Below are 20,197 nucleotides of genomic sequence, written 5' to 3'. Positions count from 1 at the left end.
CTGACGCTGGCTCTGCTGCTGGTGTCCAAATATGGGCAAGGAATCCCATCGGTCGAGACGTTGCGAGCAGATTTCGGGATCAGCAGGGCAACGGCGTACCGGTGGCGCCGGGCATTCGTCGAAGCGGTGCAGGCCCATGCAGGCTGACCGCGCGCTGGAGCTGGTGCTGCCCTGGCCGAGCAAGGACCTGTCTCCGAATGGACGGGTGCACTGGGACCGGAAGGCCAAGGCGACGAAGCACGCCCGACAGACGGCGGTGGTGCTGGCGCACGAGGCCGGGTGGCGCGCGCTGCAGCTGCCCGCGGGGAAGCTGCACCTGTGGGTGAGCTTCCACCAGGCGCCGGGGAAGGCGCTGCCGGACGACGACAACATGCTGGGGCGGTTCAAGGCGTACCGGGACGGCATCGCCCAGGTTCTGGGCATCGACGACAAGCGTTTCATCAGCCACCCGGTCGTCAGCAGTGAGCGCCGGCCGGGCGGCCAGGTGGTGGTTCGGATTACGGGAGGGCCGGAGGCGGCCGATTGCGGACGAGGAGGCGTGGAAAATGCAGGTTGATACATTTGGCGCATACGTGCGCGCAGAGTTAGAACACTGGGGCAGAGAGTTCGCGCTGCATCGGGATTGCGACTACCTTGGTCACCAGTCTAAGAACCTCTTAGCCGTTCTGATTGAGCACCGCGGGGACATGCCGAGTAGATCTCAAGGATACAAACCGTTGGAGTCCGATAGTCGCGCGCAGATGATTGAGGATATCGTCGCTAGCATCGCCCGAGACAACGTGTCGATGGCTTGCGCTATGCGTGCCTACCACTGTGGGGTAGGGCGTCGGAAGGTCGAGCGCTTCGAGACGGCGAATCTACTGATGGCGAATTGTGGCGAGAGGCCGGTTTCAGGTAGGCACTACCTGGCCTTGGTAGAACTTGGGTTTCAACGGGTCAGGGGCAGGTTGGAGGGAATAGCTCTCGCGGCATAGAATCCCAAAATTCATTCTGGATGGGGGGGGCATCCATGGCCGACTTGGGCTGGATCACAGGGTCAATCAGATTCGTCGCAAGATTTCTGCGTGCCTATCCATTAGTGCAGATTTCCACAGCAGCCGCTCTGTGGGTCCCTGTAAGTACTGTGATGAAGTACTCCATTGAAAAGGCAGGATGGTTGGAGCGCGTTGACAGTGCCACTGGGGCGTTGGGGATTCCAATCTCCAGCGCAGGAGTAGCTGGAATTGTCGGGTTCTTGCTCGTGGGTCTGCTGCAGATCTTCAAGCGCCGTTCCTATCGTTCGCAGCGGAAGAATGCGGCAGCGGCTCGTGACAAGCGGGTTTCGGAGAACGCGACAAAAGAGAAGCTGAGGTTGGAGCAAGCTGCAAAAGCCGAATATGAAAAGCAAGTTGAAGCCTTTGCAGCAATGAGCCCCGCGATGAGGACAGTGTTACGTCGAGCTGTGGAGGCCCGCAGGGATACGGTTGGCGTCGGCGGCACCGATACTGAGGTGACTGTCGCCGCCCGTCAGCTTGATGATCTCGGTTACGTCTCATTTGCCCATGATTACAACGGTGGTCGTCACTCCGCCACGCTTAAACCAAGCGTTTTCAAGTTTCTCTTGGCCAATCCAGAACTGGTCGGAGCTGACGCTGGGAAGTTCGTTCACCGGGACAACCTAAAATTACCTTGACAGGTGCGCACCTCTTGTATAGATTTGCTGTCACGATGACATAGAAGCCTCCGGAAATTCCGGGGGCTTTTCCATTTCCGGGCCCGCTATGATCCTGACCGCCTCGACAATTCAGCAGGCGGTCGGCTGCAGTGAGGCCGTGGCCGCCCAGTGGGCCCAGCCCCTGACAGACGCTTGCACTGCGTTCGGCATCAGCACCCCGAAGCGGGTGGCAGCGTTCCTGGCGCAGGTCGGTCACGAGTCGGCGAGCCTGACCCGGACCGTCGAGAACCTGAACTACAGTGCGCAAGGCATGGCAGAAACCTGGCCCAGCCGCTATGCCGTTGACCTGAAGGCCAAGCCGAGGAAGCCGAACGACCTGGCGCGCGCGCTGGAGCGGAAGCCGGTAGCGATCGGCAACAACGCCTACGCCAACCGCCTGGGCAACGGCTCCGAGGCGAGCGGCGATGGCTACCGATTCCGTGGCCGTGGCCCGATCCAGAACACTGGTCGCGCGAACTATGCAGCTATCCGGGACGCTCTGCGTGTCAAGGGCATCAAGGGTGTGCCCGATTTCGAGGCCCAGCCCGAGGCGCTGGAGCAGCCCAAGTGGGGCGCGCTGGCGGCCGGTGCCTTCTGGGATGCCCGATCCCTGAACAAGCTGGCTGACGCCGGCCGATTCGACGAAATCACCGAACGAGTGAACGGCGGCCAGACCGGTTCCGCTGATCGCAGGGCGCGATATGCGCGCGCGCTGAAGGTGCTGGCCGCGTGACTGAGCCCGTGAGCACCCTCAAGATCATCGTCGGCACCTTCACGGCAGCAGTCGTGGCGCCGGCTACCGCCGATGCCTTGCGTGCAGCCGAGCGCATCATCCTGGGCGTACCCCAGTCTATTCTCTTGGTCGCCATCGCTGGCGCATTGATCGGTGTTCTGCTGCTGCCAGAGAAGGATGCGGAGCGCGTTGCAGCGGATGCGGGGCGCAAGCGCGGACACCGCTGGCTGCAGACGGCAGCGCGCTGGGTGGCGCTGGGTGTAGCGGTAGTCGCCTACGCGGTCGTGGCCGCATGGGTCATCGCCATCGCCGGCTATATCTGGGACAAGCTTGCAGGCGCGCCGCAGCTGCCGCTTGCTGGCCTTTCCGGCGTTCTGATTCGCCGGTTGCTACCCAGCTATGTTCGCCTGGTAGAGAAGGCCACTGGCGCAATCGGAGGCGACAAGCCATGAGCGTGCTGCTGAGGTTTCTCCGTTCGGTGTGGGAGCTGGTCATCGGCGCTGCAGCTGATGCGTTCCAGTGGCTGAGAAAGCCGGGCAGCAAGATCAAGCTCGTCTGCGCGGTGCTGGCCTTCGGCTGCCTGGTCTCTGGCCTTTCGGCCTATGAGAAGGAGCAGCGCATCCGCGACCTGAGCGCGCAGGTGGTCAAGGTCAAGGCTGACTGGAAGGCAGATGCCGAGCGCCTGCAGGCCGATGTGGACAGCCGGGACCAGCGACTGGCCGAGGTCGCTGATGCTCTCCGCGCCGAGGCCGTGAAGCTGGAGGCGTTGAAGGCTGAAAGCGCGGCCGCTCTGCAGGCTCTGGCTGGCCGCATCGAATCATCCGAGAAGGACGCAGCCACTTGGCGCGGACGTTACGAGCAGCGGCCTGATACATGCAAGGCCGCGCTGGAATTGCTCGACTCTGCCTGCCCAGCCTTGAAGGGGTACTGACGTGCGAATGATGGTCCTGGCTGCGGCCTTCTTTCTGGCGTCCTGCCATTCGTCGACGCCGAAACCCAACCCCCCAGCACCAGCTGTCATCCGTGTCCCTGTGGCCACGTTCGTTCCCATCGATGCGGCGCTGACAAAGCGGTGCAGCTGGACCCGTGCCGGCAAGCCGTCTGCTGTGTTCGAAGTGAGTAACGGCCGCAAGCGTTGCCTCGATCTGTACGAGGCCCAGTTCGATGCCATCGAGCAGGTGCAGGGCAAACCCATCCCTTCGGACGGAAGCTGATGCCGCGCCGGGCCCCGAAGCACAACGCCATGCCGAGGCAGGCGGTCGTGCACGTGCCGGCCGCAGCAATGAGGCAGACCACGGCTGAGCGTGGCTATGGCGGCCGATGGCAGCGAGCCCGAGCGACCTACCTGCTGAGGCACCCGCTGTGCGCCGAGTGCCAGCGAGCCGGCCACGTCACGGTTGCGACGGTGGTCGATCACATCAGGCCTCACAAGGGCAGCCAGGCGCTGTTCTGGGACACGGACAACTGGCAGCCCCTCTGCAAGCCCTGCCACGACCGCAAGACTGCGACCGAGGACGGCGGGTTCGGCAACTGGCACCGAGGTGCCACGGCGCCCCCGAAATGCGCGCGTGGACGCGAATGAATCGCAACAACGGCAGATAGGGCGGGGGGAGGGTCAAAAGTTGGGGCGGTTCGCCTCCCTGACCGTGCGCCCAACCTTTTTTTCGCACCGTCAAAATTGAGATTTGAAAAATGAGAGGACGGAAGCCGACCGCTCCGGCCCTCAAGGTGATTGCCGGAACCGCCCGGCCGGACCGTGAGGCGCCGGACGCTCCCGAGTTCGACCTGATCGACGTGTTCCCCGACCCGCCGCAGCACCTGAACGTCAACGGGGCTGCAATGTGGAATGACCTGGGACCCCAGCTGGTGGCAGCCAAGGTTCTCCAGACCGTGGACCTGTATGCACTGCAGCAGCTCTGCTACGCCTGGCAGGTCCAAGTCGCCAAGCAGATGGCAGGGGTGGATATCACAGCCGCTGAACAGACCGCGCTGAAGGCGCTGATGTCTGAGTTCGGGATGACGCCGGCGAGCAGACGCAAGGTGAGTTCTGGTGGTGTCGAGAAAAAGCCCGGCAACAAGTTCGGCGCCCTCGCGCCGCCTGGCAAGTAGGAAGAAGCCGGCGAAGCCGACCGCGGCCGCGCGCCCTCGGCGTCGGCCAAGGCCGGACCCGTCTGACTACGTAGCGGTGGCCATCGACTATGCACAGGAGGCAGTGGAGGACCGAAAGGGTAAAGCGTTCGGGCTGCTGATTCGTCAAGCAGCCAAGCGGTTTCTGGATGACCTGAACCGAGCGAAGAAGCGAGGGGCTCCGTTCACGTTTTCACCGGAGCATGCAGCCCATGCCTGCGGCTTCATTGAGCTACTGCCTCACGTAGAGGGATCGTGGGAGACGGCAGAGATCCGGTTGCACAGGTCGCATGTCTTCTTCGTGGTCCAGCTATTCGGCTTCAGGAAGCTTGATGGCACGCGACGCTTCACGTCGGCGCTGTTCGCGGTGGCACGAAAGAATGCCAAGTCCACCCTGGCATCGGCGATTCTCCTGTACTGCCAGTGCTGCGAGAACGAGGAAGGCGCGCAGGTCATTTCGGCCGCGACGACCTTTCCGCAGGCATCGATCATCTTCAACGTTGCCAAGCGGATGGTTGAGAAGACGCCGGACCTTCGGGAGGCCTATGGCCTTGAGACCTGGGCCAAGTCGATCAGCCGCATGGAGATTGGCGCCAGCTTCAAGCCTATCCACGCGAAGGCAAGCACGCAGGACGGATTGAACCCATCCCACGTTGGACTGGACGAGATCCACGCTCACAAGACGCCGGACCTGCTGAACGTTCTCCAGTCTGCAGCGGGTGCACGCCGCAATCCGCTTTGGCTGTTCACCACGACTGAGGGCTACACCAATCCCGGCCCTTGGGCAGAGATCAGGCAGTTCGTGAAGCAGCTGCTCGCCGGCGTGTTCAAGCACACCGCCGATCACTATCTGGCTGTCTTCTACGCGGTCGACGAAGAGGACGAGGATTTCGACGAGGCGAGTTGGCGAAAGGCCAACCCTCTGATGGAGGTAAATCCTCACCTCTTGGGCGCGATCCGAAAGGAGGCGGTCGAGGCAAAGGCCATGCCTTCCAAGCTGGCTGAGTTCCAGATCAAGCGGCTGAATCGGCCGGCCTCCGCGGCAAACGGCTGGGTGGCGCTCCGCAAGTGGGCGTCCTGCACTGGAGTTGTCGACCTAGACGCGCTGAAGGACGTTCCATGCTGGGGCGGCCTGGACTTGGCCAGCACCAGCGACCTGACATCGTTCCGGCTGGTCTGGCGCGTGGATGGAAAGATCATCACCTGGGGCCGTCGCTGGGTTCCAGAGGAGGCGGTTAAGCAGCGGACTGAGCGAGGGACTGTCCCCTACGCGGGCTGGGTCGCCTCGGGGCACCTCGAAACCACTGAGGGAGAGGTCACCGATTACGCTCACATCGAAAGGTCGATCCTGGACGTTGTTGCTCGCTTCAACGTGCAGTCGATCGCCTTCGATAGCTGGAACGCGACAGAGGTTGTCGGCCGGCTGCTAGCCGCCGGTGTTCCGATGGTCCAGTTCATTCAGGGGCCGAAGTCATACCACCCAGCCATGCAGGAGCTTGAGCGCGCCTATGTGAGCAAGCGCCTGGTCCATGACGGAGACCCGGTGCTGACCTGGTGTGCGTCGAACCTGGTGGCGCGGCGGGACCAGAACATGAATATGGCCCCCGACAAGAAGCGATCGAGCGAAAAGATCGACGACATGACCGCGCTGCTGATGGCGATTGGCTTATCCATTACTCCTGAAGATGGCCAGGGCGACCTGGACGGCTTCTTCTCAAATCCAATCGTGGTGTGAAGATGACGAAGGACGCAAAGCAGAAGGGTCCCGGCAGGATCAAGTCATCGGTTCTCCGGTGGCTCGGGGTGCCTATCGGCCTCGCCGATGAAGCGTTCTGGGCTGCATGGTCCGGCGGTGGTTCAAGCGCTGGAAAGACCGTGAACCAGCGCACGGTTCTGCAGCTGTCTGCGGCCATGGCATGTGTGCGGCTGCTCGCCCAGGTCATCGCAACACTTCCGGTTGGGTTCTTTGAACGAAAGCCCGATGGCACCAGGGTGGCAGCCAACAACCACCCCCTCTACGAGATCCTGCACAACCAGCCAAATGCTGACATGACAGCTGTGCAGTTCTGGGAGGTCGTCATGGTGAGCCTGCTCCTTTGGGGAAATGCTTACGCAGAGAAGACGCTCAGCTCCGGACGCTTGGTGAATCTGGAGTTTCTGCAGCCACAGCGAATGGCTGTTAGGCGACTTTCAACCGGTGAGCTTGAGTATCGGTACTCGGGCACCGATGGTCGTCAGCGCGTGATCTCCGAAGAAAGAATGTGGCACATCCGTGGTTTCAGTACGGACGGGTCGATGGGGATCTCTTCCATCCAAGCCGGCGCCCAAGTTTTCGGCGCGGCCATGGCCGCAGACGAGGCGTCGTCGAAGGTGTTCGCCAACGGGATGAACGTTGGGGGCGTGCTGACCACCGATCAGATCCTAAGCGAAAAGAACAGGGCCACCTTCCGCGAGAACATGCAAGCCGAGTTTGCGGGGGCGATGAATGCCGGTAAGACCATGCTGCTTGAGGCTGGCATGAAGTACCAGCAGGTTCCCATGAATCCGGAAGATGCTCAGCTACTGGCTACCCGGGCTTTCAACGTTGAGGAAATCTGCAGGTGGTTTGGCGTTCCCCCGTTCATGGTAGGGCACGCGGAGAAATCCACCAGCTGGGGCACGGGAATCGAGCAACAGATGATCGGGTTCTTGACCTTCTCCCTTGCGCCGTGGCTGCGGCGCATCGAACAGTCGATTCGCAAGGATCTGATGGCTCCTGTCGAACGAGCCAAGTACTTCGCCGAGTTCGCGGTGGAGGGCCTCCTGCGGGCCGATAGTGCGGCCAGGGCCTCCTTCTACAGCACGATGGTACAGAACGGCATCTACTCGCGAGACGACTGTCGTGAGCGCGAGAACCTCGAGCGTAAGGGTGGCAAGGCCGCTGAACTGACTGTGCAATCCAACCTCCTGCCCATCGACATGCTGGGCTCCAACACAGGTGACCAGCAGGCCCGATCGGCACTGATGGCTTGGCTGCAATCTGACGACGGGAAGACGACATGAATCGAAAAAGCGCAGCACTGAAGATCAGGGACTTTGATCTCTCCGTGAAGGCCGTCAGCGATGACGGCCTTTTCTCTGGCTACGGCTCGGTGTTCGGCACGGTCGATTCCTACCGCGAGGTGGTTGCGCCTGGAGCATTCAGCGAGAGCCTGGCAGAGATCAAATCCAAGGGCCGGCCGGTGCCGGTGCTGTGGCAGCACCGCAGCGGTGAGCCAATCGGGGTGTACACCGGCCTGGTGGAGGATGCGCACGGGCTCAAGGTCGAGGGCCAGCTCATCATCGACGGGGTGGCCCGCGCCAAGGAGGCGCACGCGCTAATGAAGGCCGGCGCGGTGTCGGGCCTGTCCATCGGCTACTACGTCCGTGAGGACAGCTGGGATGAAAAGGAGCGCGTGCGCACGCTCAAGAAGGTTGATTTGGTGGAAATCAGCCTGGTCACCTTCCCGGCAAACGATGACGCCCGCATCGATGCCATCAAGTCGAAGCTGGCACATGGGTCGCTGCCGACCATGCCTGAGTTTGAGCAGATCCTGCGTGAGGCAGGGTTCTCGAAAAGCCAATCTGCGGTGATCGCCAACCGCGGGTTGAAGCATCTGCTGGACCGGAGCGAGTCCGGGAGCAAGGCGACTGAAGACTACACGGCTGTCCCGGTTCTGGGGCGGCTCACCCTCCCGACTTTCTGAGGAACACACATATGTCCCGCTACACCGCACTGGCCAACTCGATTGGCCGCGAAATGAAGAACGCCCAGACCCTGGACGACACGCTGGAACTGAAGGGCCTCATCAACCAGCTGAACGAACGTGACAACGAGATCAAGGTGTTCGCCGAGAAGGCCAGCAACGAGATCAAGGAGCACGGCAAGATCCTGGACGACACCAAGGGCGTGCTGGAACTGCTTTCCAAGGGGGGCATCGAGATCAATGCTCGCCTGCTCGAAGTGGAACAGAAGCTGGCGCGTCGCCTCTCGGCCAACGATCCCGTTGACCTCAAGAGCATCGGTGAGCAGTTCACCGAGCAGGAGGGCTTCAACGACCTGGTTGCCAAGGGGCGTGGCATCGCCCGTATGAACCTGAAGGCGGTAACCGCGATCACCAGCGCCACCACTGGCACTGGTGGCGTGGGCGCCGCCATTCAGCCGACGCGGGTTCCGGGAGTCATTGCCGGCCCGGATCGCCCCTTCACCATCCGCGACCTCATCATGCCGGGTCGCACGGGCTCCAACGCGATCGAGTTCGTGCAGGAATCGGGCTTCCAGAACATGGCGGCACCGGTGGCGGAAACCGCGCTGAAGCCGCAGTCCGACCTGTCGTTCGAGCTGAAGACCACCACGGTCAAGACCCTGGCCCACTGGTTCCTGGCTTCCAAGCAGGTTCTGGCCGATGTTCCGCTGCTGCAGAGCTACATCAACGGCCGGGCCATCTACGGCCTGAAGTACGTGGAAGAAGCCCAGCTGCTGGCAGGCGACGGCACCGGCCAGAACCTGCTCGGCTTGATCCCCCAGGCGACGGCGTTCAACGAGGCCCTGCGCAAGGCTGGCGACACCAAGATTGACATCCTGCGTCGCGCGATCCTGCAGGTCCGCGTGGCGGAGTACCGCGCCAGCGGTATCGCCTTGAACCCGGTGGACTGGGCGGACATCGAGCTGCAGAAGGACGAGCAGGGTCGCTACATCTGGGTGAACGTGGTGGAGGGTGGTCAGCCGCGCATGTGGAAGCTTCCGGTGGTGGACTCCACCGCAGTGCCGGAGGGCGAATTCCTGGTTGGTGCGTTCGATATCGCAGCCCAGGTCTTCGACCGTGAGGATGCTGCCGTCGAAGTCTCCACCGAGGACGGCGACAACTTCCGCAAGAACATGGTGACCATCCGCGCTGAGGAGCGCCTGGCCTTGGCTGTCTATCGCCCGGAATCCTTCGTGCACGGCACCTTCGAAGATCCGACCCCGTAAATAGGGCCCTCTGCTGGTGCAAGTAAGTAGCGGGTCTTCTGGCCCGCCACAGGAGAATTCCATGAAGTACATCGCCAAGAAGGGGTTCAATGACCCCAACGCCGAGGGGGGATACCAGAAGCGCGGTAAGCCCTGGACCGGGCCGGATACGCGTGCAAAGGAGCTGCTGATACTGGGCTTGATCGCTCCGCAAGGAGCCGAAGGGAAGGCCGCACCGCTGCCGTCGAACAAGATGGCTCCCGCGCCGGACAACAAGGTGGCTCCGACGGCACCCGAACCTGGCGCAGCCCTGGTGCGGCAGAAGGTCGAGAAGGTCATCGCCGCGCTGGCCGATGTTACTGATCGTGCCACCCTCGAAGCCGCGCTAGCTGCTGAGCGCGCCAAAGGCGAAAAGGCCCGTGCCACCGTGATCGATGCCATCGAAACCGCCATCAAGGCGGCGACGCCAGCCCAGGCCTGAGCCATGCAGCTGATCACCATCGAGAAGGCCCGGCAGCACTGCCGGGCCGATAGCGCCGACGACGCAATGCTGGAGCTATACGGCGGCGCGGCTGAGGAGGCGGCGCAGGAGTTCATGAACCGGAAGGTGTTCCCTGACGCCGCCAGCATGGCGGCCGCAGTTCTGGCCGGTACGGCCGGTTGTGAGCCCATGGTGGTGAACGACTCAATTCGTGCAGCGATCCTGCTTACGCTCGGCCATCTCTACGCCAACCGAGAAAGCGTCATCACCGGGACGATCGTCTCCGAGATGAAGGATGGTCCCCGGAGCCTGCTGTGGCCGTACCGGGTCGGGCTCGGCGTCTGAAGTGGCCTGCTCCGGCTGCGCGCGGCGTCGCGCCTGGCTCATGAAATGGATGCGAGAAGCGAATGAACGAGCAAAGCGAATTGCTGGCCGCGCTGCGAGCCCAGACCGAGGCGACGCACCAGTTGGTGGCGGCGCTGCAGGAAAAGACCAAGGCCGACATGGAGAACGCCAAGGCGGTTAATCGGCTGGTGGACTACCTCTGCGACAGCGAGGGCGCCGAGGCGGAACAGGCGGGGTCGGGCAACTACCTGAGCGGGAAGCCGCGATGATCGCCGCCGGCCGGCTGCGCCACCGGGTGCAGCTGCAGCGTCAGGTCTACGGGCAGTCGAGTGCGACCGGCGCGCAGACCGTCAGCTGGGAGCCGCTGGCCGATGTGTGGGCAGAAGTGGCGCCGCTGTCGGCCCGCGAGTTCGTGGCAGCCAAGGCGGTGGACAGCGAGGTCACGTTGCGGGTGACCATCCGCCACCGCGAAGGCGTGACCGACAAGTGCCGGGTGCTGTTCCGAGGCAAGGTGCTGAACATCCATGGCGTGTTGCCCGACCCGGTCAGTGGCCTGGAGTACCTCACGCTTCCGTGCAGCGAGGGTGTCAACGATGGCTGATGGCATCCGATTCGACGTGAGCGGCCTGGACGGCATCCGCAACAAGATGGCGCAGGTAAAGCGAGAGGTGAATTACAAGGGGGGGCGTGCGGCCCTGCGCCGCGCGGCCAACGTGCTGCGCGACCAGGCGCAGAGCAACGCCCGCCGCGTGGATGACCACGAGACCGAGACCGCAATCTGGAAGAACGTCGCGGTGCGCTGGAATGGACGCGCGTTCAAGCAGGACGGTGTGCTGGCGTTCCGTGTCGGCGTTCTCGGTGGCGCCCAGGCCGGCCGCGCCGCTCAGCAGGGGACGAGTAACCCTGGTGGTATCACCTGGTACTGGCGCTTGCTGGAGTTCGGCACCTCGAAGATGCCTGCGCAGCCGATCTTCAGGCCAGTGCCGGATCAGGCCGGCCAGAAGGCAGTCGACGTATTCGCGCGGAGCTTCAACCAGGCGCTGGACCGCGTGCTGGCCAAGCAGGGGGCGACATGATCCCCCCGATCTTCCCGCTGTGCATCGCCTCCACACCGGTGCGGCTGGCCTTCGGCGACGCACCGACCCGCGTCTATCCGTTCGGCCTGATCGAAAATCCGCCTGCGCTGCCCTATGCGGTATGGCAGACAGTCAGTGGTAGCCCAGAGAACTACTTGGCCCAGCGCCCTGACGTGGACGCGCTGACCACGCAGGTCGACGTGTATGCGAAGGACGAAGCATCACTGGTCCAGGGCGCCACCGCACTGCGCGATGCCTTCGAACCTCGCGGGTACATCACGCGCTGGGGCAGCCAGATGCTTGATCCCGAAACGAAGCTGTTGCGCCTGTCATTCGATGTGGACTGGCTGGTCCCTCGGTAACGCCCGCTACATCCCCACCCACGCCCCGCACTGCGGGGCTTTTTATTGCCCGCAGGAGAAACGATGAGCATCCTGACCCAAGGAACCCAGCTGTACGGCCTGATCAACGGCACTGTCCGCGAGATCGAGTGCATCACGGCGTTCAACCCTGGCACCGCGCCGGCCGACAACATCGACGACACCTGTCTGTCCGAGACCAATACTCGCACCTACAAGAAGGGGCTGCGAACTCCCGGCCAGGCCTCGGTGACCATCAACGCCGACCCGAAGAACGAGAGCCACTATCTGATGTGGCAGCTGGCGGAACAGGAGGACGGCGGCGATCCGATCCAGTGGGCCATCGGCTGGTCCGATGGGGTGGACATCGAACCCACCGTCCAGCAGGTCGGCAGCATCTCGAACATCGAAGTGACCAACGGCGGCACCGGCTACACGTCGGCGCCGACCGTGACCATCACCGGTGGTGGCGGCAGCGGCGCGACGGCCACGGCCATCGTTGATTCCGGCTCGGTGATCGGCGTCAACATCACCAACCCCGGCACCGGGTACACCAGTGTTCCCACCGTTGCATTCAGCGGCGGCGCTGGCACAGGTGCCGCGGCGACGGCAGAGCGCTCGACCGTGGCCGAGCTGGTCCTGCCCAACACCCGCACCTGGTACACCTTCCAGGCCTACGTGAGCGACTTCCCGTTCGACTTCCAGGGCAATGCGGTGGTCACCACCGCGGCGACCATGCAGCGCAGCGGCTCGGGCGTCTGGCTGCGTAAGGCCGAAACGCCGTGAGCCGGGGAGCCAAGAAGCCGGCCACCGCCCGCGCGGTCAACCTGAGCGTGGCAGGCCTGCAGAAGGTCGGCGCGTTCACCGGCCGCCCGGTGGAGAAGGAAATCCGCTGGAAGCAGGGCGACGAGGAGCTGACCGCTACGGTGTACGTGCGGCCGCTGGGCTTCCAGGCGGCCGTGTCGGACGTGCTGTCGGCCACGAACAAGCACGACGGCGTTGCCGGCCGCATCGCGGCCAGCATCTGCGACCAGGACGGCAAGGCAGTGTTCACCGTTGCCGATATCACCGGCGAGGCCGATCCGGAGCGCGGCGCCCTGGACGGCAACCTGTCGGTGGCACTGCTGATGGCCATCGGCGAGGTGAACAACCTGGGAAAAGCTACGAGCTGACCCCGGAGGATGAGCTGTGGTGCGAGCTGGTCCTGAACGGGATTGGCGGCCGCAGCATCGGGGAGGCGAAGGAGCGCCTCTCCATCCGGGAGTTCCAGCTCTGGAGCGTTTATCGAGCCCGTCGCGGCAGCCTGAACCTGGGCAGCCGGATGGATGCAGCGACAGGGATGCTGGCCGCGCTGTTCGCCAACTCGAACCGCAAGCCAGGCAGCGCGGCGTTCAAGCCCACCGACTTCATGCCCCACGTGGATGCCGAGCCCATCAGCCTCGAGGAGGCGATGAAGCAGTGGTAGCCCCGCCATAGGGTGCACATCAACCTGGCTGGCCGCCGGCCAGCCCCCGCTGTAGAGAGAGCTATGTCCCGGTCCCTTGGTACGCTGACCATCGACGTGATCGCCGAGGTCGGCGGCTTTGCGTCTGGCCTGGACAAGTCCGAGCGCCGGGCAGAGAAGTGGCGCAAGAAGGTCGAAGCAGAGGCGAAGCTCGCTGGCATTGCGCTGGGCACGGCGATCGCAGCGGCGGTCGTGATGATCGGTCGCAATACCATTGCGGCCGAGCGAGAAGTGGCACAGCTTGACGCCATCATCCGTTCAACGGGAGGAGCGGCCGGATACACCCGCCAGCAGTTGCTGGACATGGCTGATACCTTGTCCAGCAAGTCCACGTTCAGTGGTGGCGAGATCGTGGAGGCGCAGACCCGCCTGTTGTCCTACTCGGGCATCCTGGCCTCCAACATCCCCCGCGCCATGCAGGCGGTCATCGATCAGTCAGCACGACTCGGCATCAGCGTTACCCAGTCGGCGGAGACCATCGGCCGTGCACTGGAATCGCCCAGCAAGGCTGCCGCCGCTCTGGCGCAGCAGGGGTTCGGCGCCGCCTTCACAAAGGAAGTGCGCGGCACGATCGACGAGCTGGTGAAGGCCGGCAAGGAAGGCGAGGCCCAGGTGATGATCCTGGAGATCCTCGAAGAGTCCTACGCTGGCGCCGCGCAGGCCGCTCGGGACACCTTCGGAGGCGCCCTGCAGGCGCTCGGGAATACTCTCAACGACATCACTACTGCCGGCGACGGCAGTCTCCGTGGCGCAACCGATGCGGTCAACGAGCTGATCGCCACGCTGAACGATCCCGCCACGAGGGAGGGATTCAACAACCTGATCTCCGGCGCGGTCGAGGCAATCGGAACGCTGGCGCAGTTCGCGGCCACCACCGGCAACGTGGCGAAATTCGTCGCCGAAGAGCTGTCGGCCCGCTTCAACGGCCCAGACGCCACCGATGTGATTCGCGTTCAGGAGCGTATCGAGCGCCTGCAGCGGACGATCGATGCCGTGCAGAACGGTCGGCGTACGCTTGGCCTCTCGACGCTCAACGCCAGTGAGCTGATCCCATCGGACCTCTTGTCGCGTCCAGAGACGGTGATTCAGCGCCTGCGTGGCGAGATTGAGGCGGAGCAGAGGAAGCTGGCCGAGGGCCAGCGAATGATGGAGCAGGCCGCTAAAGCAGCCACTGCTGCTGCGTCTGTTCCGGATGGAGTCACCGGCGACGCCGCCGCTCGCGCTGCGGCCACTGCGGCCGCTGCCGACGCTGAGAACGCGAAGAAGCGTCTTGCCGCTCAGAAGCAGCTGCAGCAGGCCTATGAATCGGCCGGGCTGCAGTTGCGGCGTCAGATCGAGCTGTTCGATACCAGTGCAGATCGGTCGGGGAGGGCCACCGAGCTGCAGCGCCTGAACTTTGAAATGGTCCAGGGCAGCCTCCAGGGCCTGAACGCAGCCCAGCAGGAGCGACTGCGCGCGCTGGCGACGGAGATCGATAGGCTGGCAGGGGTGAAGTCAGCGAACGAGGAAGCTGCTAAGGCAACTGAGGCGTTCGTCAAGCTGAAGGAAGAGCTCAACAAGAAGGATTCCTTGGGCGTTGAGTTGGCGCGCGACAGACTGAAGGTTCTGCAGGCTGCCGCTGCCGTGGGCGCCGCAAACGACCCAGAGTTCGCGAAGGTAGCCGGGAAGGCGATCGAGCAGGTGGGCGGATCGATGGGTAGCGAGTACCGCGGCCCGGACGCTCTGTACGGTGGCGCCAGCGGTGAGTTCTCCAAGATCGACAAGGCTGTCGAGGAGGAGAACAAGCGGTACGCTGCGCAGCTTGAGGCCTTGGATGAGTACAGGAAGGCCCGTGCTGATCTGAATGATCAATGGGACAGCCAGGAGGCGGCGTTGGCCGCCACGCATCAGGCGAGGCTAGACGAACTGGACAAGGCTAGGTGGCAGGTGGGCCTGACAGCTGCGGAGCAGGGCTTGTCTGCCGTCGCGGGTGTAATGCGCGCTGGATTCGGCGAGCAGTCTGGCATCTACCGGGCTGCTTTCGCGATCAGCAAGGCGTTCTCGGTGGCCAAGGCTGCCCTCGCCGCAAAGGATGCTGTCAGCTCGGCGCTTTCGAGCGGCCTGCCGTTCCCCGCAAACCTGGCTGCAATGGCCGCCGCAGCTGCGGCTGTTGCCAATCTCGTCGGTGAGGTATCTGCCGTGGGTATGGCTCACGACGGTATTGATAGCGTGCCCGAGACAGGCACCTGGTTGCTGCAGAAGGGCGAGCGGGTAACCACCGCAGCGACCAGCGCGAAGCTGGATGCGACCTTGGATCGGGTCTCGCGAGATTCGGTCAGCGGCGGGCGCGGCGACAACTACGAGTTCAACTTCAATGTGAACGGCTCCATCAGCGAGCGGGAGAGGTTGATGCAGGAGCAGACCGTAACCCGGGCGGTGATGCTGGCACGTCAGGACCGCGTTGCCGACACCACGTCAGGCACAGGGCCACAGTCACGTGCGATGCGGTCGAACTGGAACGTCAGAAGGAAGGTCGGCTAATGGCGTTGATCATGCAGCCGAAGTGGCTGCCGGAGCCTCTGCGCGAGGGGTATGGCCTGCGCCACGTGTCGCCACTGATCCGATCAACCTTTGTGAGCGGGCGCTCGCTGGCACGGCGCGCCTATACAGCCACGCCAAGCCAGACGGAGGTGCGATGGCTGCTCAACGACCAGCAGGCTGCGCTGTTCGAGAAGTGGTTTCAGGAACAGCTGTCGGATGGTGTCGCGTGGTTCGCGTGCCGGCTTCGCAGTCCTCTGGGCATGGATTACTACAAAGCCCGGTTCACCGACATCTACGACGGGCCCACGCTGACCAACGGCAACCTGTGGATGTTCACTGCGCCGCTTGAGCTGTACCTGCGTCCGCTTCTTGCGGACGGGTGGACGGAGTTCCCGGACGGCTTCCTGCGGGCCAGCGTGATCGATCTGGCAGCAAACAGGGAGTGGCCGCAGCCATGAGCATTCTGGAACGGCTGTATGTCTCCGGGGGCAGCGAGATCGAGCACGAGACGCTGGCTATCTCGGCCGGCAGCGACACCTACTACCTGACAAAGGGCTGGGAGGATCTGCGGGCGGTGCTGGAGACAGGCGAGACAGTCACTTTCAAGGCCTGCGGCATGGACGTGGCAAAGCCCGCCCGAAACGCGGACGGCGTCCAGGATCTGCGTTTTGCGCTGACCAACATCGACGGTGTGGTGAGCAGCAGAATCCGTGCAGCACTGGCGTCGAAGCAAGCGATGACAGTCACCCTGCGGGTTTACCTCAGCAGCGATCTGCTGGCTCCCATCAAGCGCCCTCTGTCCATGGTCATCAAGGGCGGGCAGTGGTCGGCCACGGAGGTCCAGGTGACCGCCGGGTTCATGAACATCCTCGACACCGCGTGGCCTCGCGATCGCTTCAACCTTTCCCAACATCCTGGGCTTCGCTACATCTCATGAGCATCGATCTGGAAAAGTACCTGGACGTGGTCTGGGTCAGCGGTGGCCGCGTGTTCCCCGAGCTGGACTGCTATGGCGTGGTCAACGAGGTCCGCCGCGACCTGGGCCTCCCGGCCTGGGACGAGCATCCCGGCGCCACCCGTGAGGACCTGCCTGAGCTGGCGCAGCAGGCCGTCCTGCAGCACGCCGGCAGCGACCTTGTGGAGGGCGCTGTGGCGTTCTGCTACGAAGGCAGCATGGTGACGCATGTGGCCGTGCTGGTGGAGGTTGAGGGCCGGATGTGCACGCTGGAGTGCAACGATGGCCGGAACGTGACCGTGCTGCCGGTGGCGCGCTTCGAACGCCGTTTCAACCGGGTGGAGTATTACGCGTGATCCGGGTGTTCCCTTCGCGGATGCCCGGCGAGGCGCTGGAAACGCACCAACACGGCCGGGTAACCGTCGACAGCTGGCTGCGGTCAAAGGTGCGCGGATACACCGGCGATGGTGAGCAGCCAATCGAGGTAGAAGTTGACGGTGCTACCGTACCCGTAGAGGCATGGGGCTCGACATGGATCGATGCGGATGCAGATGTCCGTATCTACCCAGTCCCTCACTACGAGGGTGCCGCCGCAGTGGTGTACTGGGTCGTGGTTGCCGTCGTCGCGGCCTACGCCATCTACATGGCGTCAAACCTGCCATCAGGAAGCCGGTTCGGGCAAGGCGATAGCCTCAGCCTCGACACCGCGCGGGCGAATTCTGCGCGGTTGGGTAGCCCCATCCGCGAGGTGATGGGCCGTTGCCGGGTGTGGGCCGACTATCTGGTGCAGCCGGTCTCACGGTTCGTCGGCGGCAACACCTACCGAACCCATATGTTCGTCTGCGTCGGCAAGGGCAGGCACATCATTCCGGTGGGTTCCGCGCGGCTTGGGAATACGCCGATCAGCTCCTTCGGGAGCGATGTCGAGATGACCATCTATCCACCGGGCACCGACGTCGGCGGAGACGCTCGCTCCGAGAACTGGGTCAACTCAACCGAGGTTGGCGCGACGGCTTCGGGAACGGCGGGTCTGGATCTGAGCGAAACGGCGGACGTGGCTACAGGCATCAACGCGGACTCGGCAACGGTGTCCGGCAATGTGATCACGCTGAACAACGCGACCGTCACCGACGCAGATGGGAAGGAGCGCCCTGCGACGTCCGTGCCTGCCAGCTGGACGGTTGGCGCGGTGCTGACCCTGAAGGTGGCTGCCACGTTCACGGCAACCACAAGCGGCCTGTACTCGATCATCGCCGGCAGTGCGGTGGATGAGCTCGCTCCCTACGTGGGAATGCCGGTGCTGCTGACCTACAACAGCGCGGACTATGCGCTCTTCGTAGCGACCTACGTTCCCGGGTCTCCGGCGGTGCCTGGTGAGGGCGGCAGTCCGGCGCGGGTGACTGGATCTGCGGCAGCCACCAGCTTCGATTTCAGCGGCTCTCCTGTCACCTTCGGGATCACCTGGCGCGGGACGACCTACAGCATCGCCCTGGTGGCCGACTACATCGCCATCGGCGTGCTGCTGACTGCAATCAACGACCAGCTCGTGGACAGTGGCCTGGTGGCAACCCAGTCTGGCGGTGTGGTGACCATTGCCGAGGCGTCGAGCCCCTATGTCGGCGGCAGCATCACCTACAGCGGCCTGCCGGCGGCCGTGTTCGGCAGCAGCCCGACCGCCACGCCAGGCGAGGCAACCACGGGCGGGACGCCGGCAACGTTCCCGCGGGTGACGCTGGCGTATGACAGCGCCACCGGCACCGCGTTCGGTGGTCTGCCCCCGGGCACTGTGTCTTTGGCAATGTCGCGCGGTCAGAGTGAGTACCGCATCGACTCGGTGTCCGGCCTCACCTTGACAGTGCAGCGCCTGACCGAGGGGGGAGTAATCGATACCGGCTGGCCGGGCTGGACCACCCGCACGGCAACCGACTACCGGGCGACCGGATTCCAGGAGGGAGAGGAATGGCTCGGGCCGTTCCTGGTGTGCCCGAGTGGGGAGACCACCGACGCGTTTGAGTACGACTTCAACTTTCCGGGCGGCCTGATCTGGTACACGGACAAGGGCAACAAGCGCACGTTCACTGTGACGGTGCGGGTGGCCTGGCGGGTCTTCGGATCTGGCGACGCATGGTCTGTGCGCACTCACGTCTATACGGCAACGTCCGAGGACGCGCTGGGCTTCACTGAGCGGATCGAACTGGTGACGCCGGGGCAGATTGAGGTGCGCGTGCGGCGCGTCACCGAGCGTGGTGGCAACTCGGCCCGGGACGCGTGCTTCTGGCAGGGGCTGCGCGCACGACTCCCGCAGCGGCCGACACGCTACGACGACCTGACCACCATTGGCCTTACGGTGACCACCGGCACGAAGCTGGCTGCCCAGACGGACAGGCGGTTCAACGTCGAGGCCACGCGCCTGTACGACGAAGGTGCCGCGCGCAGCATCAGTGGCGCGATGATTCATGTGATGCGCTCCCTGGGCCTGCCGAGCGACCAGATCGACATGGATACTCTGCAGCACCTGGAGGAAACCTACTGGACGCCGCGGGGGGAGTTCTTCGACCTGAGCGCGGAGAAGTCCGGGACCAGCGCTCTGGACATGCTGCAGCTGGCAGCGCAGTCCGGCATGGGCTACTTCCTGCTGATCGACTCGATGTGCTCGGCTGGCAGGGAAGGGGTCAAGGCCTGGCGCGGCGGTATCTCGCCGCAGCGCCAGCTGGAGCCGCTGACCACGTCTTTCATCTCGCCTGGGCCGGATGACTATGACGGCGTGGACGTCACCTACATCGATGAGGTGACGTGGGCATCCGAGACGGTGCAATGCCGGCTACCCGGTGTGGCTGAGCCGTGGAAGGTGGAGACCTACGAGCTGCAGGGCGTTGGAACACGCGATCGCGCGTATCGGATCGGCATGCGACGCCTGATGAAGCACCAAGGCCAGCGGCTCACCTACAAGACCAAGACGGAAATGATGGGCCTGGTCTATCAGTACGGCGATCGGGTGAAGCTGTTCGACGACATTCCGGGATCGAGCACCATCAGCGCCATGATCGAATCGGCACGGCTTGACGGAACCCAGCTGCTGATCGAGGTGGGCGAGTACCTGGACTGGAGCCTGCCGGCGCCTCGTTGCCTGGTGCGCTTCCAGGACGGCACGCTGTCGAATGTGATCGTCCCGACGCGCGTGGATGACCACCGCCTCACCGTCGCTGCCTCCGCCTTGCCGGGTGAACACGCGTTCAACACCTGGATCATGGATGACCCGACGATTGACCCGCCGGAGCTGATCTTCTGCGACAGCACGCGCGCTGGGTACGACGCCGTTCTGGCCGACCTCACGCCCGGCGAGGACGGCTCGGTAGAGCTGACCGCCCTGCAATACGACCCCGCCTTCTACCAATACGACGACGCCACAGCGCCGTAGCACTCCTGGAGACGCAC

Annotated in this window: 26 protein-coding genes; all 26 read left to right on the top strand. The window is 63.8% G+C overall.

Annotation, left to right across the window (positions count from 1 at the left end):
• Positions 1–136 precede the first annotated feature (136 nt).
• The 26 genes from ABE543_RS06905 to ABE543_RS06780 all read left to right on the top strand — a co-directional run bounded on the left by ABE543_RS06905 (position 137) and on the right by ABE543_RS06780 (position 20,180).
• Positions 137–556: a hypothetical protein gene (locus tag ABE543_RS06905; protein WP_346475481.1), complete on the top strand. Its 420-nt coding sequence runs from the start codon at positions 137–139 to the stop codon at positions 554–556.
• 570 nt (positions 557–1,126) lie between these two features.
• The gene (locus ABE543_RS06900) at positions 1,127–1,672 is read left to right on the top strand and encodes a hypothetical protein (RefSeq protein ID WP_346475480.1); all 546 of its coding nucleotides are present in this window, start codon (positions 1,127–1,129) and stop codon (positions 1,670–1,672) included.
• An 88-nt stretch (positions 1,673–1,760) separates the two neighbouring features.
• Positions 1,761–2,426 carry a glycoside hydrolase family 19 protein gene (locus ABE543_RS06895; RefSeq protein ID WP_346475479.1) on the top strand — a complete coding sequence of 222 codons (666 nt, stop codon included), beginning with the start codon at positions 1,761–1,763 and terminating at the stop codon, positions 2,424–2,426.
• Between the two features lie 8 nt (positions 2,427–2,434).
• A complete protein-coding gene (locus ABE543_RS06890; protein WP_343205446.1) occupies positions 2,435–2,878 on the top strand; it encodes a hypothetical protein in 444 nt (147 codons plus the stop codon).
• Positions 2,875–3,357 (top strand): hypothetical protein, encoded by a 483-nt coding sequence (locus ABE543_RS06885; protein ID WP_346475478.1) that lies wholly within the window; start codon positions 2,875–2,877, stop codon positions 3,355–3,357. Before ABE543_RS06890 ends, ABE543_RS06885 begins: the two co-directional genes overlap by 4 nt.
• A gap of 7 nt (positions 3,358–3,364) precedes the next feature.
• Complete coding sequence (locus tag ABE543_RS06880) at positions 3,365–3,640, top strand: hypothetical protein (protein ID WP_346475477.1); 276 nt, start codon at positions 3,365–3,367, stop codon at positions 3,638–3,640.
• Positions 3,640–4,008 carry an HNH endonuclease signature motif containing protein gene (locus ABE543_RS06875; RefSeq protein ID WP_346475476.1) on the top strand — a complete coding sequence of 123 codons (369 nt, stop codon included), beginning with the start codon at positions 3,640–3,642 and terminating at the stop codon, positions 4,006–4,008. Before ABE543_RS06880 ends, ABE543_RS06875 begins: the two co-directional genes overlap by 1 nt.
• A 110-nt stretch (positions 4,009–4,118) precedes the next feature.
• Positions 4,119–4,535, top strand: coding sequence for a hypothetical protein (locus ABE543_RS06870; RefSeq protein WP_346475475.1), 417 nt, complete (start codon positions 4,119–4,121; stop codon positions 4,533–4,535).
• A gap of 76 nt (positions 4,536–4,611) precedes the next feature.
• Complete coding sequence (locus ABE543_RS06865) at positions 4,612–6,288, top strand: terminase TerL endonuclease subunit (RefSeq protein ID WP_346475474.1); 1,677 nt, start codon at positions 4,612–4,614, stop codon at positions 6,286–6,288.
• Positions 6,289–6,290: 2 nt separating this feature from the next.
• Complete coding sequence (locus ABE543_RS06860; protein WP_263174815.1) at positions 6,291–7,595, top strand: phage portal protein; 1,305 nt, start codon at positions 6,291–6,293, stop codon at positions 7,593–7,595.
• Complete coding sequence (locus ABE543_RS06855) at positions 7,592–8,278, top strand: HK97 family phage prohead protease (RefSeq protein WP_263174813.1); 687 nt, start codon at positions 7,592–7,594, stop codon at positions 8,276–8,278. The genes ABE543_RS06860 and ABE543_RS06855 overlap by 4 nt, the downstream gene beginning before the upstream one ends.
• Positions 8,279–8,289: 11 nt before the next feature.
• On the top strand, positions 8,290–9,543 hold the full coding sequence (locus ABE543_RS06850; protein WP_346475473.1) for a phage major capsid protein: 1,254 nt from the start codon (positions 8,290–8,292) through the stop codon (positions 9,541–9,543).
• A 61-nt stretch (positions 9,544–9,604) separates the two neighbouring features.
• Positions 9,605–10,003, top strand: coding sequence for a hypothetical protein (locus ABE543_RS06845; protein WP_346475472.1), 399 nt, complete (start codon positions 9,605–9,607; stop codon positions 10,001–10,003).
• 3 nt (positions 10,004–10,006) lie between these two features.
• The gene (locus ABE543_RS06840; protein WP_263174806.1) at positions 10,007–10,348 is read left to right on the top strand and encodes a head-tail connector protein; all 342 of its coding nucleotides are present in this window, start codon (positions 10,007–10,009) and stop codon (positions 10,346–10,348) included.
• Positions 10,349–10,410: 62 nt separating this feature from the next.
• On the top strand, positions 10,411–10,617 hold the full coding sequence (locus ABE543_RS06835) for a hypothetical protein (protein ID WP_346475471.1): 207 nt from the start codon (positions 10,411–10,413) through the stop codon (positions 10,615–10,617).
• Entirely contained in the window at positions 10,614–10,949 is a 336-nt protein-coding gene (locus ABE543_RS06830; protein ID WP_263174800.1) for a phage head closure protein, read from the top strand. The genes ABE543_RS06835 and ABE543_RS06830 overlap by 4 nt, the downstream gene beginning before the upstream one ends.
• Positions 10,942–11,424 (top strand): HK97-gp10 family putative phage morphogenesis protein, encoded by a 483-nt coding sequence (locus ABE543_RS06825; protein WP_346475470.1) that lies wholly within the window; start codon positions 10,942–10,944, stop codon positions 11,422–11,424. The genes ABE543_RS06830 and ABE543_RS06825 overlap by 8 nt, the downstream gene beginning before the upstream one ends.
• Complete coding sequence (locus ABE543_RS06820; protein WP_346475469.1) at positions 11,421–11,786, top strand: DUF3168 domain-containing protein; 366 nt, start codon at positions 11,421–11,423, stop codon at positions 11,784–11,786. The genes ABE543_RS06825 and ABE543_RS06820 overlap by 4 nt, the downstream gene beginning before the upstream one ends.
• Before the next feature lie 63 nt (positions 11,787–11,849).
• Complete coding sequence (locus tag ABE543_RS06815) at positions 11,850–12,569, top strand: phage tail tube protein (RefSeq protein ID WP_346475468.1); 720 nt, start codon at positions 11,850–11,852, stop codon at positions 12,567–12,569.
• Positions 12,566–12,955, top strand: coding sequence for a phage tail assembly chaperone family protein, TAC (locus ABE543_RS06810; protein WP_263174790.1), 390 nt, complete (start codon positions 12,566–12,568; stop codon positions 12,953–12,955). The genes ABE543_RS06815 and ABE543_RS06810 overlap by 4 nt, the downstream gene beginning before the upstream one ends.
• Positions 12,956–13,104: 149 nt before the next feature.
• Positions 13,105–13,248: a hypothetical protein gene (locus tag ABE543_RS06805; RefSeq protein ID WP_346475467.1), complete on the top strand. Its 144-nt coding sequence runs from the start codon at positions 13,105–13,107 to the stop codon at positions 13,246–13,248.
• A gap of 63 nt (positions 13,249–13,311) precedes the next feature.
• Complete coding sequence (locus ABE543_RS06800; protein WP_346475466.1) at positions 13,312–15,807, top strand: phage tail length tape measure family protein; 2,496 nt, start codon at positions 13,312–13,314, stop codon at positions 15,805–15,807.
• Positions 15,807–16,265, top strand: coding sequence for a hypothetical protein (locus tag ABE543_RS06795; protein ID WP_346475465.1), 459 nt, complete (start codon positions 15,807–15,809; stop codon positions 16,263–16,265). Before ABE543_RS06800 ends, ABE543_RS06795 begins: the two co-directional genes overlap by 1 nt.
• Entirely contained in the window at positions 16,262–16,744 is a 483-nt protein-coding gene (locus ABE543_RS06790; protein ID WP_346475464.1) for a DUF1833 family protein, read from the top strand. The genes ABE543_RS06795 and ABE543_RS06790 overlap by 4 nt, the downstream gene beginning before the upstream one ends.
• Positions 16,741–17,118 (top strand): nitrite transporter, encoded by a 378-nt coding sequence (locus ABE543_RS06785; RefSeq protein WP_263174779.1) that lies wholly within the window; start codon positions 16,741–16,743, stop codon positions 17,116–17,118. Before ABE543_RS06790 ends, ABE543_RS06785 begins: the two co-directional genes overlap by 4 nt.
• Complete coding sequence (locus ABE543_RS06780; RefSeq protein WP_346475463.1) at positions 17,115–20,180, top strand: host specificity factor TipJ family phage tail protein; 3,066 nt, start codon at positions 17,115–17,117, stop codon at positions 20,178–20,180. The genes ABE543_RS06785 and ABE543_RS06780 overlap by 4 nt, the downstream gene beginning before the upstream one ends.
• Positions 20,181–20,197: the final 17 nt, after the last annotated feature.

The sequence above is a fragment of the Stenotrophomonas sp. TWI169 genome (assembly GCF_039674705.1).
Classification (GTDB): domain Bacteria; phylum Pseudomonadota; class Gammaproteobacteria; order Xanthomonadales; family Xanthomonadaceae; genus Stenotrophomonas; species Stenotrophomonas maltophilia_P.
This window is presented reverse-complemented; position numbering and strand designations above follow the sequence as displayed.